We start from the raw sequence: 12,971 nt of genomic DNA, 5'->3' as shown, positions 1-12,971 counted from the left end.
CACTCTCCCGCTGCGGGCTGTGCGCATCATCGCGCATCCCGGGCCGGGTAGGCTAGGGTCCCGGCCGCGCTATAAGGGACCCATGTCCGAGGCCGAAACCCCGCCGCTCCTGTCCGTCGAGGGCCTGTCCGTCGCCTTCCGCTCCAGGGAGGGCGAGACGGCGGCGGTCGATTCGATCGGCTTCACCATCCGTCGGGGCGAGACCGTGGCGCTGGTCGGCGAATCGGGCTCCGGCAAGTCGGTGACTGCCCTGGCGATCCTGCGATTGCTCGACGGCTCGGCCCGCCAGAGCGGGAAAATCCTGTTCCAGGGCAGGGACTTGATGAGCCTGCCGGAGCGCCAGATGCGCGACGTGCGCGGCGCCGACATCACCATGGTGTTCCAGGAGCCGATGACCTCGCTCAACCCGCTCCACACGATCGAGCGGCAGATCGGCGAGGTGCTGGGCCTGCATCGCGGCCTGTCCGGAAAACCCGCCCGGGCGCGAATCCTCGAGCTTCTGGAACTGGTTGGCCTGCGCGACGCCGAGCGCCGGATCGGTGCCTACCCGCACGAACTGTCCGGCGGCCAGCGCCAGCGGGTGATGATCGCCATGGCGCTCGCCTGCGAACCGGACCTGCTGGTCGCCGACGAGCCGACGACCGCGCTCGACGTCACCGTGCAGGCTCAGATCCTGGCGCTGCTCGCCGACCTGCAGAAGCGCCTCGGCATGGCGCTGCTGTTCATCACCCACGATCTCGGCATCGTCGAGCGCATCGCGGACCGGGTCTGCGTGATGCTGAAGGGCAAGATCGTCGAGACCGGCGATACCAAGGCGGTCTTCGCCGACCCGCAGCACGCGTATACCCGCCGCCTGATCGCCTCGGAGCCGAAGGGCCGCGCCAACCCGGTCCCGGCCGATGCGCCGACGCTGGTGGAGGCCGGGCCACTCAAGGTCTGGTTTCCGCTAAAATCGGGGGCGTTCCGGCGCGTCACCGGCCACGTCAAGGCGGTGGACGGGGTCTCGCTCAAGGTCCGGACCGGCGAAACCGTTGGCGTCGTTGGCGAATCCGGTTCGGGCAAGACCACGCTCGGCCTCGCGCTGCTGCGGCTCACCGGCTCGGAGGGACCGATCGTGTTCCTGGGCCAAGCCATCGACGGCTTCACCGTGGCGCAGATGCGCCCACTCCGGAAAGACATGCAGGTGGTCTTCCAGGACCCCTACGGCTCGCTCTCGCCGCGCATGTCGGTGGCCGACATCGTCGCCGAAGGGCTGATCGTGCAGGGCGCGGCGCGCTCCCGGGCTGAGCGCCGGGCGGTGGTCTCGAAGGCGCTCACCGATGTCGGCCTCGACCCGGCCGCCATGGACCGCTACCCGCACGAATTCTCCGGCGGCCAGCGCCAGCGCATCGCCATCGCCCGGGCCATGGTGCTCAACCCCCGCTTCGTCGTGCTCGACGAGCCGACCTCGGCGCTGGACCGGTCGGTGCAGGCGCAGATCGTCACGCTGCTGCGCGACCTGCAGCGGGAACGCGGGCTGGCCTACCTGTTCATCAGCCACGACCTGAAGGTGGTCCGGGCGCTCGCGAACTACGTGGTGGTGATGCAGAACGGCCGCGTGGTCGAGGAAGGCCCCGCCGAGACGATCTTCTCCGCCCCGCAGACGCCCTATACCCAGGCGCTGTTCAAGGCCGCCTTCGCCCTCGACAGCGATGTCGCGGCCGAGCTGGAGCCCGCCTGACGTGGCCCGCGCCCTCCTCATCGTCCTCGATTCCGTCGGCATCGGCGGCGCCCCGGATGCCGCCGCCTACGGCGATGCCGGGTCCGACACGCTCGGGCACATCGCCGAGGCCTGCGCGATCGGGCGCGGCGACCGGGCCGGCCTGCGCGCCGGTCCGCTGCGTCTGCCCCATCTCGCCGGCCTCGGGCTCGGCCTCGCCGCCGCCGGGGCCTCCGGCCGGATCCCGCCGAACTTGGCCCCAGCCGGGAATCCGCGCGGTGCCTACGGCCACGCCGTGGAGGCGGCCGCCGGCAAGGACACGCCCTCAGGCCATTGGGAGATCACCGGCCTGCCGCTGCCCGCGCCCTGGGGCCATTTCCCGGACACGCGGCCGGCCTTCCCGCCCGCTCTGGTCGAGGCCCTGATCGCCGAGGGCGGCCTGCCCGGCATCCTGGGGGATCGGCACGCGCCCGGCGTCGCCATCATCGACGAACTCGGCGCCGAGCACGTCCGAACTGGCAAGCCGATCTGCTACACCTCGGCCGACAGCGTTTTCCAGATCGCCGCCCACGAGGAGGCGTTCGGGCTGGAACGCCTCTACGCGCTGTGTCGCGTGGCGCGCCGCCTGTGCGATCCCTACCGGGTCTGCCGGGTCATCGCCCGGCCGTTCGTGGGCTCGGCGGAGGCGGCCTTCCGCCGCACCGGCAACCGCAAGGATTTTGCGGTGGCGCCCCCCGGCCGCACCCTGCTCGACCGGGCCGAGGCCGAGGGACGGGCGGTGGTCAGCGTCGGCAAGATCGGCGACATCTTCGCCCATCGCGCCACCGGCCGCGAGATCAAGCCGGGCGGCAACGCGGCCTGCCTCACAGCCGGGCTCGACGCCCTGGCCGACCTGCCCGAGGGCGGCCTGGTCTTCGTCAACCTCGTGGATTTCGACACGGAGCACGGCCATCGCCGGGACGTGCCGGGCTACGCCGCCGAGCTGGAGGCGTTCGACGTCCGCGTCCCCGCGATCCTGGCGGCGCTCAAGCCCGGCGACCTCGCGGTGATCACCGCCGACCACGGCAACGACCCGACTTGGACCGGGACCGACCACACCCGCGAGCAGGTGCCGGTCCTGGCCTTCGGCCCCAGTGTCGCCCCCGGGGCGATCGGCCGGCGGGACACGTTCGCCGATATCGGCGCCACCCTGGCGGGTCATCTCGGGCTCCCCTGGGACGGCGCCGGCCGCGTATTCCTGTAAGGAGCCGCGCCATGCGAGACGACGACGACAGGCCGCGCAAGGCCGTCGCCCACGAGATCGGGCAACCCCTCGATACGCTGTCGCTCTCCGACCTCGACGCGCGCATCGCGCTGCTGCGGGAAGAGATCGCCCGCATCGAGGCGGCGCGCGCGGCCAAGCAAGCGGCCCAAGGCGCGGCCGACGCCTTCTTCAAGCGGGGCTGACACCTTGGACCGAACCGAAACCCTCGCCGCCCTGCAGCGCGGCGATCTGGCAGGCGCGCGGGGGCTGCGGTTGCCCGACGGGCTCGCTGAATTTCCCCGCGAGATTTTTGGCTTGGCCGACACCCTGGAGGTGTTGGATCTCGGGCGGGGCAGCTTCACCGACCTGCCGGACGATCTCGGCCGGCTGCACCGCCTGCGTGTGCTGTTTTGCTCCGGCAATCCCTTCGAGCGCCTGCCGTCGGTGCTGGGCGATTGCCCGACGCTGAGCCAGCTCGGCTTCCGCGGCTGCGGCATCCGGGCGGTGCCGGCGGGGTCGCTGCCGCGCGACCTGCGCTGGCTCACCCTCACCGACAACCGGATCGAGAACCTGCCGGATGCCCTCGGCGAACGCCCGCTGCTGCAGAAGCTGATGCTGGCGGGCAACCGCATCGCGCGCCTGCCCGAGGGCCTCGCCGATGCGAACAATCTTGAGCTGATCCGCCTGTCCTGCAACCAACTCGACGCCCTGCCGCCCTGGGTGGCGCGCCTGCCGCGCCTCGCTTGGATCTCCTATGCGGGCAATCCCGCCGAGCCCGTCACGGAGCCCACCCCGTCGACGCCCGTGCCATGGTCGGCGCTCGAGGTCGGCGACTTGCTCGGGGAGGGGGCCTCGGGCCGGGTTCACCGGGCGCTCTGGCGCGGACCGTCCGGCCCGCAGGACGTGGCGCTCAAGCTGTTCAAGGGCGCGATGACCAGCGACGGCCTGCCGGAGCGCGAGATGGAGGCCTGCCTCGCCGCCGGCACCCATCCGGCCCTCACCGGCGCCCTCGGCCGGCTCGTCGACCATCCCGACGGTGCGCAGGGGCTGCTTCTCCGGCTGCTGCCGGCGCAGTGGCGCGTGCTGGCCGGCCCGCCGAGCCTCGCGACTTGCAGCCGCGACATCTACGATCCAGCCCTGCGGCTCGACACCAGAAAAGCCCTGCGGATCGCCCGTGCCGTGGTGGACGCCGTCGCCCATCTGCACGGCTGCGGCCTGCTGCACGGCGACGTCTACGGCCACAACACGCTCTGGGATATCGAGACCGGCGCGGCCGTGCTTAGCGATTTCGGCGCCGCTTCAGCGCTGCCCGCCGGGGAAGCGGGTTTAGCGCTGGCGCGGATCGAAGTACGGGCGGTGGGTGTTTTGCTCGGCGAGCTGCTCGACCTTTGCGATGCGGCACCGAACGGGCTGCGGGTTTTGGCCGAGGCCTGCACGAAGTCCGATCCCGAGAGGCGGCCAGGCTTGGGGGAAGTGGCGATCGGGATCGGGCGGACGTGAGATTGCGTGGGGAGAGATCTGAAAGCGTTTCACAAAGCACCCCGCACCGAAAAATTCTTTTCCGCCCACAACAATTTACAGGAACTTTTATGAGATTTTTCAAACCTAACGAGTACGTAGACTGTGCGATAACATAAAGTCAAATCTATCTCAAACCTATTAACGAATTAAATGATAATACATAAAGTTCAGACAAATCTAACATTGTTTCTAGAAAATTTATGCCTCAATATCACTCTTGTAAGCTAACCTAATGGCGCGAGTTGAGAATACTCTATTGATATCAAGACTTGTGCAACTAGATGGTCTACGTGGTGTAGCGGCAATCAGTGTCGTCTTCCATCACATTCTATCGGCCTTGAGACCGGATCTGGTCGTAGAACTGCAACAAAACACTGCTTGGATCGCGTACACGCCCCTCTCCGTCTTCTGGAACGGGACGTTCGCTGTCTCAATTTTCTTCGTCTTGAGCGCGTTCGTGGTGACGCAAGCCACGTTGCGAAAAGCCGATCCCTTCTGGATCGACGCCGCCATCCGGTATTTGCGGCTTGCGATTCCGATGACGGTCAGCGTGCTCATTGCCTGGTTGCTGCTCAGCCTGTACCCAACTTCGGCTACGAAAGCATCGTCCCTCGTCATGAGTCCCTGGCTGCATTGGACATATCAGGACGTCATTCCAGGGCCGACCTCCGCCATCTACGATGGCTTGCTTGGAGCCTTTTTGTCCGGAGGCTCATTCTTCAACAACGTCCTCTGGACCATGCGGCCGGAATTGCTCGGCTCGTTCGTCTGCTTCTGGATATGCCAGTCAAAAAACGCTTGTGTGAGACTATGTTTCACGCTTGTCTTTGCTGTTGCCGTAATACTTGTCGGTAAATACGAATATTTATGTTTTACCCTCGGAATCGTGCTGCGCGAAGCTTCGGTTTCTGGCCGCCTCCCGACTGCGTTCCCGATTCCCGCACTGATCGTGGGACTGATCCTCGGCTCGCAGAGCATCGAGTCGATGAGAATGCTTGGCCTCGACTCGCTACCGGCCGCCTTCACCCCTGAATTCCGAGGAGGTCTGCTCTATCCGATTGCGGCTTTGCTTGTCGTGTATAGCTGCATGCGTTCAAGTCTGATTGCCTCCGCCCTTTCTGGACAGATCGGTAGATTTCTCGGCGCGATCTCGTTCCCGCTGTATCTCATTCATGTGCCAGTTATATACACTGTCGTTGCCAATCTTTTCCTTACCTTGCATGGAAGGCCAGTTTTGTTTTTCTTCGCATTTATCTTGATCAATATACTCATGGTTATTCTGGCCTATGCCATTGAAAGGTGGCTGGAGCGGCCGTTCTTAAGACTTTTGAACGATCTGAGATTGGTCCTTCGAGTGAAGAGCCGACATAAGGCTGGGCTGAGCACATCCGCATAGTCCGGAACAACCCCCGAACAGGCGTTTCGAGCGAATGCCGCTCCAAGCCTTAATCGGGTGCTCGTTCGCTCGTGGAGAAGACTTGTCTTGCTGTGCCGTTCGCTCGGCGACTGGTCGAATCGTCCCAACGCGCCGGGCAATTACCGCCCCGCCGGCCCCGGATCGATCGCCGGCAACTCGTTCGCCGGCAGGCTCGCGCCGGCCTGCGCCTGGGCGCCGCCGACGCCGCGGGCGCGGTTGGCGAGCGTCACGGTCAGACGTTCGGCCGTATCGGGCTGCATTACGGCCAGAATCTCGGACATCTTGCGCGGATTCATGGCCAGGACGATCGGCACAAGCACGTCTTGGCCGAGGCGGTCGAACACTCGGGCGGCGTCCTTCGGCTTCATCGCCTCGTACATCGTGACGATGTTCTTGAGGCCCTGCTTCTCGGCCTCCTCGCGGGCCTTGGCGGCTGAATCGACCTTCTCTTCCGCCTGCTTGAGGTCGCCCAGACCGGTCTCGAGCTTGCGCTCGGCCTCGTTGAGCATCTTCTCGCGCAACTCCAGCTCGTCGTTCTTCTGGCGCAGCGCATCGCGCCGGGCGCCGAGCTTTTCCAGAAGCGCGCGCTCGGTGAGGGAACCGGACGCCGCCTTGGCCGGCTCGGAGGCAGGCATCTCCGGCGGTTTCTCAGCCGGCGCCGCGGGCGTCTCCTCCTTGGCCCCGACCGAGCCGGTGGTGACGGGGTCCGGCGGCTCGTAGCCGGTGCGCGCCCGGGCCACCGCCCGGCCGTATTCGGGCAGGGTTCCGGCCCCAGGCAGGCCGACCTGCGCCAAGGTGAGCAGTTTGAGCAGCAACAGGCCGCCGGCCGCGATCGCCACGGCATCGATCAGGCGCAGCCGCACCGGCCGCACGGGCTTAAGGCGCGAGCGGCGCAGGGCCGTGGCGCCCTTGGGCGGCGGCTTCGGGACCGGCTTGGCCGCGGGCGGAATTTTCGGGGCCGGGACGCCGGTCACGCGGCGCGCGCCCGCACGCGGGCTAGTGCACGCTCGCTCATCGCTAGGGCGGCTGCGGCCGCGGCACCGAGACGCTCGCCATTTGGACTCTTGGGATCGGTGCGGAGCACTTCAGGCTCGGGCTCCGGTCGCGGAGCGGGCGGCGGATCGGCCCGGGCCGGGACGGCGCGCATCTGCGCGACGATCGCGCCGATGCGCATCACCACGGTCTCACCGGCCACGATCTGCGCGGCCAGCTCGGCGGAGCGGGCGGTAGCGGCCTCGATCCGCGTGGTGAGGGTCCGGTCGCCGTCGTCGATCGCCGAGCGCAGCCCGGCGATGGCGCGCTCGGCCGTGCCGGTGGCCACCATCAGGTCACCGATGGTCTGGCGCAATGCCGCTTCGTCACCCTTGAGCTGGCTGATCCGGCGCGACAGGCGCAGGCAGGTGACGATCGTGGCCGCAAGCAGGACCGCGACCAAGATGTCCGCGGCGAGCGCGACAAAGAGACTCATGATCCGGACCTATCGCACGCTAGACGTCGGAATGGCTGTTCATCGAGGCCTCGTAGGCCTGGATGGTCGTGCGCGAGCGGCGCAGGGGCCGCGTGACCTGAACGGCGATGTTGCCATCGACCTGGCCGATCCGGCCCTGGGTCAGAGCCCAGTCGCCGCAGCGCACCGCGATCAGGTCGGACGGCTTGGCATCGAACATCAGAGTGTCGCCGACCTTGAGGCGCATCACCTGCTTGAGCGGCAGCATCATCTCGTGCAGCACCGCCTGCATGGTCACGTCGGCTTGCCAGATCTCGGTGGCGAGATGCCCCTCCCAGACGTGGTCGCGGCCGAGCTTCTCGCCCATGAAGCTCTGGGTGAGAAGCTCCCGGATCGGCTCGATGGTCGCGTACGGGAACAGGATCTGCAGCATGCCGCCACGCCCGTCGACGTCGAGGCGCAGGCTGATCAGGATCGCGGCGTTGCCGGGCCGGGTGATAGTGGCGAAGCGCGGGTTGGTCTCGATCCGGTCGATGCCGAAGGTCACCGGCGAGAGCGGCTGGAATGACTGCTCCAGGTCACCCAGGATGATCTCCACGAGCCGGCGCACCAGCGTCATCTCGATCGACGTGAAGGGCCGTCCGTCGAGGCGGCTCGACGACCCGCCGCGCTTACCGCCGAGCAGGAGGTCGAAGGTCGCGTAGGCGAGATTCGAATCGACCGTGACGAGGCCGGAATTCTCCCATTGCTCGGCCCGAAACACGCCCAGCAGGGTCGGCAGCGGGATCGCGTTGAGATAGTCGCCGAAGCGCACCGAGGTGATGTTGTCCAGCGTCACCTCAACGTTGTCTTGGAACAGGTTGCGCAGGGAGGTCGATAGCAACCGGATCATCCGGTCGAAGACGATCTCCAGCATCGGCAGGCGTTCGTACTGGACAACGCCCGAATCGACGATGGCCTGAACGCCCCCGGCCCCTGAGGCCGAGAGCTCGCGCATGGAGAAGCCGAGGACGCCGTCGATCTCGTCCTGGTTCAGCACCCGGTCGTTGCCCGCGAGCTCGGGGAGGTTGTCGCTCTCCCCGTCCTCGATCATCGTCGCCCATTCGGCGGCGACGTCTCCGGCGTTGCGCGTGGTGCCCTGCTCGGCGAGGGCCGCGCCCCATTCCTCGGCGAGCGACGTGTCGCCGCCTTCGGCGCCCTGCTCCAGAAGGGCGGCCGACCAATCGTCTTCGGGAAGTTCGTCCTCGGGTTCCATCAGGCGCGTCCGCTCAAGGCCTGGCTCTCGGGGACCGTCAGGGTCGTCGGGTGGCTCACTGGACGATCACGTCCTTGAACAGCACCGCCTCGACCTTGGCGGGGTAGACAGCGACGTTGACGCGCCGCAGCAGCTCCTCGCGCAGCCGGTAGAGGCCGACAGAGCCGGTGAGGTCGCTCACGCGCAGCTCGCGCATGTAGACCTGGAGTGTGTCCTCGATGCGCGGCATTAGGGGCTTCACCTCGTCCTCGACCCCGGAATCCTTGAGCTCGAGGGCGAGCCGCAGCTTGGCGTACTTGGCCTTCTCCTGCGGCATGTCAGGGCTGAGGTTCAGCAGCATCTCACGCAGCTCGACGAACACGATCGGCTTCTTGCCGTCCGGGCCGACGCCCTTGGCGCCTTCCCCGTGCCCGCTGCCGTGTCCGCCACCCCCGGCGGCCTCCTGGCCCTCGGCACTCCCGCCATGGCCCATCATCATGAAGGCGCCACCACCGCCAAAGACCAGCAGCAGCGCGACGGCCCCTATGATGATGAGCTTCTTCTTGCCCTTGGGGGCGGCGTCGGCGCCGGCCTCGCCGTCTTCGGCGGCTTTCTTGGGCTTCTTGGCCATGGGAATTAATGCTCTATCGCGGATATCCGCGTGCCGGGTACCATCGGATATCGAAGCATTACGGTTAACGTGTCGTTAAGCGGGCAAATCCTGCCGGGCCAGGATTGCCGCCGCGCAGGCCCGACCCATCGGTAGCGTTACCGATCGCCGGCGTAAATCATTACAATTGCAATCAAAAATGGAACCCGAGGTGTTGGCACAGCGGATGCTGAATCGATCGTTGCCGCCACCGCGGCACGCGAGTGTCAGAGTCCACGATGCAGAATGCCCTCTTCGTCGGCGTGTCGAGCCAAATGGCGCTCCAGCGCGAGCTGGACGTGATCTCCAACAACATGGCGAACGTGTCGACCACCGGCTTCAAGGGCCGGAGCACGCGCTTCCAAGAATACCTGATGCCGGTGGCGAGCGCGGATTCCTTCGCCCGGCCCGACCGGCGGCTCTCCTACGTCATCGACCAGGGCACCACCCTGGATCTGGGGCAGGGTCCGATCGAGCAGACCGGCAACCCGCTCAACGTCGCCGTCAAGGGCTCGGCCTTCATCGCGGTCCAGTCGCCGCAGGGCGAGCGCTACACCCGCAACGGCGCGTTCGAGATCGACCCGACGGGCGCGCTCGTGACCAGCGACGGCTACAAGGTGGCGGGCGATGGCGGGCCGATCACCATCAACCCGCAGGAGACCGGGCTGGCGATCGGCACCGACGGCACCGTCTCGACCAATCTCGGCATCCGCGGCAAGGTCAAGCTCGTCACCTTCGCCAACCCGCAGCGGCTCACCAACGAGGGCGGCAACCTCTACGCCTCGCCCGAGCCCGCGCGCCCGGCCGGGCTCGAGGGGCGCCTGGAATCCGGCGCGCTCGAACGCTCGAACGTGCGGCCCGTCATCGAGATGACCCGGCTGATGGACGTGAACCGGTCCTACGCCATGGTGTCGAGCATGATCACCCGCCTCGACGATCTGCGGGGCACGGCGATCCGCCGCCTCGCCGACGTCGCGTAAGGGGGTCTGACCGATGCGCGCCCTCTACTCCGCCGCCACCGGCATGGCGGCCCAGGAACTCAACGTCCAGGTCATCTCCAACAACATCGCGAACCTGCGCACCACCGGCTACAAGCGCCAGCAGGTCCACTTCCAGGATCTACTCTACCAGAACCTGCGCCGGGCCGGTTCCTCGACCTCCGAGCAGAATACCCAGCTTCCCGCCGGCCTCGCGCTCGGCTCGGGCGTGAAGACGACCTCGACCGCCCGCGTCATGTCGCAGGGAACGCTGAGCTCGACCGAAAAGGATTACGACGTCGCGATCCGCGGCGAGGGCTTCTTCCGGGTGACGATGCCGGACGGCCGCACCGCCTATTCCCGCGACGGCTCCTTCGACCTGTCGGCCACCGGTCAGCTTGTGACCCGCGACGGGTACCTGCTCGATCCGGCGATCACCGTGCCGCAGACGGCGACGGCCGTGACGATCAGCGCCACCGGCGCTGTCCAGGCGACGTTGCCCGGGCAGACCGCGCCGCAGGCGGTGGGCCAGTTCCAGCTGTCGCGCTTCGTCAACAAGGTCGGCCTCGAATCGATCGGCGACAACCTGTTCGTCGAGTCCGCCGCCTCGGGACCGGCGATCAGCGGCCTGCCAGGGGCGGAAGGATTTGGAAACCTTCAGCAGAGCTATTTGGAAGAAGCGAACGTGAACGCCGTCACTGAGATCTCGTCGCTGATCGCCGCGCAGCGCGCCTACGAGATGAACTCGAAGGTCGTCACCGCCGCCGATCAGATGCTCTCCACCACCTCGCAGATGTTCCGCAGCTGACCGCGCGTCCTGCCATCACTTCAGGTCTCCGCTCATGTATGCCGGCTTCCATCCCAACACGGTTCTCGCCGACCTGCCCCTCGTCAGCACGGCAGCGGACGAGAGCGACCTCAGCCCGATCGTCCGCCGGGCCCGCCCGCGGGTGGCGCCCCCCGGCGCCGCGGTGCTGCTGCGCGCGGCGCTCGCCTTCCTGACCTTCGCGGCCATCGGCGCTCTGGCGATCCCGGCCATGGCCGAGCCCGGGATGCAGCAGGGCGAGACGCAGAAGACCCAGCCGCGGTTGCGCGGCGACGTGACAGCGCGAGGCGACGTCTTGGCGCTCGCCGACCTCGTCGAGGGCGCGCCGGACGCGCTCGCGGCGCGCCCGCTGTTCCGCTCGCCTGCGCTGGGCGCCACCGGGACGATCCAGACCCGCCGTATCGTCGAGGCCGCCGCCGCCCTGGGCATCACCGGCCTGGAGACCGGCGGCCGGATGCAGATCGCCGTGCAGCGCGCCGCTCGGCGCCTCGGGCCGCCGGATATTGAAGCGGCGCTCAAGCGCGGCCTGGAATCGGGCTACGGCCTCGATCCGCGCAGTGTCGCGGTCCGCTTCGACGGCGACGGCCCGACCCTACTGGCGCCGGTGGACCTTGCCGGTCAGGCCGCCGCCCTCGATCTGACCTACGACCCACGCTCGCGCCGGGTCTCGGGACTCGTCAGCCTGGGCGAGCGGCAGGCCTCGCTGCGGGTCTCGGGCGTCGTGATCGAGCTGCGCGAGGTCGCGGTGTTGACGCGGGCGCTCAACCGCGGCGATCCGGTGCGGGAGGGCGACCTCGTCCTGGAGCGCCGCCCCCGCGAAGCCGTCGCGACGGACGCGCAGGCCAATGGCACCGCCATCGTCGGCGAAGTGGCCCAGCACCCGCTCCCCGCCGGCACGGTTCTGCGGGTCTCCGACACCGCGCTCCCCGAACTCGTGGCGCGGGGTGAGAGCGTGACCATCGTGTACGAGACCGCCAGCGTCAGCCTGTCGATGCGCGGCCTCGCCAACGACGCAGGCCGCATGGGCGCGGTGGTCAACGTCGTGAACGTCGCCTCGAAGAAAGTGCTCCAGGCCACCGTGATCGGCCCCGGTCGGGTCTCGGTCGGTCCCGGCCCGGTGGCCCAGCAGAGCGTCGGCACCCAGCCAATCCAGGCGACGGCGTCCCTGCGCTGATCGCCCTTTCGATGCGTCAACGAGTTCCCCCGATGGCCAGCCGCCTTGTCCTGAACCCGCTCGCCGCCGCGCTGATCGCCGGCGCGCTCGGCGCCTGCAACACCGCCGACCGGCTGTCCCAGGTCGGCGCCACGCCGGCCCTCTCGGCGATCGAGGATCCAACGACCCAGCCCGGCTACAAGCCGGTGCGGATGCCGATGCCCGACGTGCAGCCGGTCTCCTACGCGCCGAACTCGCTGTGGCGTACCGGCTCCCGGGCGTTCTTCAAGGACCAGCGCGCGGCCCGGCTCGGCGATCTGCTGACCGTGAAGGTCAACGTCACCGATCAGGCCAACATCAGCAACGAGACCAAGCGGTCCCGGGCCAACACCGAGAGCTTCGGCCTGCCGAACGCCCTGGGGCTGGAGAACAACGCCGTCGGCAAGGCCTTCGGTGTCGGCGCCACAGCGCTCCTGTCGGCCACCTCGGCCACCGCCAATGACGGCGCCGGCTCGGTCCAGCGCGCCGAGACCGTGACGACGAACGTCGCTGCGGTGGTCACCCAGATCTTGCCCAACGGCAACCTCGTGGTCGAGGGCAAGCAGGAGATCCGGGTGAACTTCGAGGTCCGCGAGATGGTGGTGGCCGGCGTGGTCCGGCCGGAGGATATCGAATCCGACAACACCATCGACTCGACCAAGATCGCCCAGGCCCGGATCGCCTACGGCGGCCGCGGCCAGATCACCGACGTGCAGCAACCCCGTTACGGCCAGCAGATCGTGGATATCCTGCTGCCGTTCTGAAA

Annotated in this window: 13 protein-coding genes; 9 read left to right on the top strand and 4 right to left on the bottom strand. The window is 67.8% G+C overall.

What is annotated here, in order from left to right; all coding sequences use genetic code 11:
* The first annotated feature begins 82 nt into the window (after nucleotides 1-82).
* The 5 genes from MKL11_RS09460 (at nucleotide 83) to MKL11_RS09440 (ending at nucleotide 5,859) form a co-directional block, all read left to right on the top strand.
* On the top strand, nucleotides 83-1,720 hold the full coding sequence (locus tag MKL11_RS09460) for an ABC transporter ATP-binding protein (protein WP_243942503.1): 1,638 nt from the start codon (nucleotides 83-85) through the stop codon (nucleotides 1,718-1,720).
* Nucleotide 1,721: 1 nt separating this feature from the next.
* On the top strand, nucleotides 1,722-2,942 hold the full coding sequence (locus MKL11_RS09455; RefSeq protein ID WP_243942501.1) for a phosphopentomutase: 1,221 nt from the start codon (nucleotides 1,722-1,724) through the stop codon (nucleotides 2,940-2,942).
* 11 nt (nucleotides 2,943-2,953) lie between these two features.
* Nucleotides 2,954-3,145, top strand: a complete 192-nt coding sequence (locus MKL11_RS09450; RefSeq protein WP_243942499.1) for a DUF1192 domain-containing protein — start codon at nucleotides 2,954-2,956, stop codon at nucleotides 3,143-3,145.
* A gap of 4 nt (nucleotides 3,146-3,149) precedes the next feature.
* Nucleotides 3,150-4,442 carry a leucine-rich repeat-containing protein kinase family protein gene (locus tag MKL11_RS09445; RefSeq protein ID WP_243942496.1) on the top strand — a complete coding sequence of 431 codons (1,293 nt, stop codon included), beginning with the start codon at nucleotides 3,150-3,152 and terminating at the stop codon, nucleotides 4,440-4,442.
* Between the two features lie 253 nt (nucleotides 4,443-4,695).
* Entirely contained in the window at nucleotides 4,696-5,859 is a 1,164-nt protein-coding gene (locus MKL11_RS09440) for an acyltransferase family protein (protein WP_243942494.1), read from the top strand.
* A 140-nt stretch (nucleotides 5,860-5,999) separates the two neighbouring features.
* On the opposite strand, the gene MKL11_RS09435 is transcribed toward MKL11_RS09440, so the two are convergent.
* The 4 genes from MKL11_RS09435 to fliL are packed head-to-tail and all read right to left on the bottom strand — an operon-like array spanning nucleotide 6,000 to nucleotide 9,192.
* Nucleotides 6,000-6,854 (bottom strand): MotE family protein, encoded by an 855-nt coding sequence (locus MKL11_RS09435; RefSeq protein WP_243942492.1) that lies wholly within the window; start codon nucleotides 6,852-6,854, stop codon nucleotides 6,000-6,002.
* On the bottom strand, nucleotides 6,851-7,348 hold the full coding sequence (locus tag MKL11_RS09430) for a DUF6468 domain-containing protein (protein ID WP_243942490.1): 498 nt from the start codon (nucleotides 7,346-7,348) through the stop codon (nucleotides 6,851-6,853). The genes MKL11_RS09435 and MKL11_RS09430 overlap by 4 nt, the downstream gene beginning before the upstream one ends.
* 19 nt (nucleotides 7,349-7,367) lie before the next feature.
* The gene (gene fliM / locus MKL11_RS09425; protein ID WP_409565835.1) at nucleotides 7,368-8,582 is read right to left on the bottom strand and encodes a flagellar motor switch protein FliM; all 1,215 of its coding nucleotides are present in this window, start codon (nucleotides 8,580-8,582) and stop codon (nucleotides 7,368-7,370) included.
* A 55-nt stretch (nucleotides 8,583-8,637) separates the two neighbouring features.
* Nucleotides 8,638-9,192, bottom strand: coding sequence for a flagellar basal body-associated protein FliL (gene fliL / locus MKL11_RS09420; protein WP_243942487.1), 555 nt, complete (start codon nucleotides 9,190-9,192; stop codon nucleotides 8,638-8,640).
* A gap of 257 nt (nucleotides 9,193-9,449) precedes the next feature.
* Between fliL and flgF the strand changes: the two genes are divergently transcribed.
* From flgF to flgH, 4 genes are read left to right on the top strand one after another with little or no spacing between them, the layout of a single operon-like run.
* Complete coding sequence (gene flgF / locus MKL11_RS09415; protein ID WP_243942485.1) at nucleotides 9,450-10,190, top strand: flagellar basal-body rod protein FlgF; 741 nt, start codon at nucleotides 9,450-9,452, stop codon at nucleotides 10,188-10,190.
* Nucleotides 10,191-10,203: 13 nt separating this feature from the next.
* Nucleotides 10,204-10,995, top strand: a complete 792-nt coding sequence (gene flgG / locus MKL11_RS09410) for a flagellar basal-body rod protein FlgG (protein WP_243942483.1) — start codon at nucleotides 10,204-10,206, stop codon at nucleotides 10,993-10,995.
* A 34-nt stretch (nucleotides 10,996-11,029) separates the two neighbouring features.
* Complete coding sequence (gene flgA / locus MKL11_RS09405; RefSeq protein WP_243942482.1) at nucleotides 11,030-12,187, top strand: flagellar basal body P-ring formation chaperone FlgA; 1,158 nt, start codon at nucleotides 11,030-11,032, stop codon at nucleotides 12,185-12,187.
* Nucleotides 12,188-12,219: 32 nt separating this feature from the next.
* Nucleotides 12,220-12,969 (top strand): flagellar basal body L-ring protein FlgH, encoded by a 750-nt coding sequence (gene flgH / locus MKL11_RS09400; protein WP_243942480.1) that lies wholly within the window; start codon nucleotides 12,220-12,222, stop codon nucleotides 12,967-12,969.
* Nucleotides 12,970-12,971 lie beyond the last annotated feature (2 nt).

It is taken from the genome of Methylobacterium sp. J-077 (assembly GCF_022829365.1).
Taxonomy (GTDB): domain Bacteria; phylum Pseudomonadota; class Alphaproteobacteria; order Rhizobiales; family Beijerinckiaceae; genus Methylobacterium.
The sequence above is the reverse complement of the archived record's forward strand: the minus strand, read 5'-3'. Positions and strand labels throughout refer to the sequence as shown.

What these genes read in the sequence shown, in the direction of transcription:
- MKL11_RS09460 (WP_243942503.1), top strand. Translation starts at nt 83, where the DNA reads ATGTCCGAGGCCGAAACCCCGCCGCTCCTGTCCGTCGAGGGCCTGTCC.
- MKL11_RS09450 (WP_243942499.1), top strand. Translation starts at nt 2,954, where the DNA reads ATGCGAGACGACGACGACAGGCCGCGCAAGGCCGTCGCCCACGAGATC.
- MKL11_RS09440 (WP_243942494.1), top strand. Translation starts at nt 4,696, where the DNA reads ATGGCGCGAGTTGAGAATACTCTATTGATATCAAGACTTGTGCAACTA.
- MKL11_RS09430 (WP_243942490.1), bottom strand. Translation starts at nt 7,348, where the DNA reads ATGAGTCTCTTTGTCGCGCTCGCCGCGGACATCTTGGTCGCGGTCCTG.
- fliM (WP_409565835.1), bottom strand. Translation starts at nt 8,582, where the DNA reads ATGGAACCCGAGGACGAACTTCCCGAAGACGATTGGTCGGCCGCCCTT.
- fliL (WP_243942487.1), bottom strand. Translation starts at nt 9,192, where the DNA reads ATGGCCAAGAAGCCCAAGAAAGCCGCCGAAGACGGCGAGGCCGGCGCC.
- flgF (WP_243942485.1), top strand. Translation starts at nt 9,450, where the DNA reads ATGCAGAATGCCCTCTTCGTCGGCGTGTCGAGCCAAATGGCGCTCCAG.
- flgG (WP_243942483.1), top strand. Translation starts at nt 10,204, where the DNA reads ATGCGCGCCCTCTACTCCGCCGCCACCGGCATGGCGGCCCAGGAACTC.
- flgA (WP_243942482.1), top strand. Translation starts at nt 11,030, where the DNA reads ATGTATGCCGGCTTCCATCCCAACACGGTTCTCGCCGACCTGCCCCTC.
- flgH (WP_243942480.1), top strand. Translation starts at nt 12,220, where the DNA reads ATGGCCAGCCGCCTTGTCCTGAACCCGCTCGCCGCCGCGCTGATCGCC.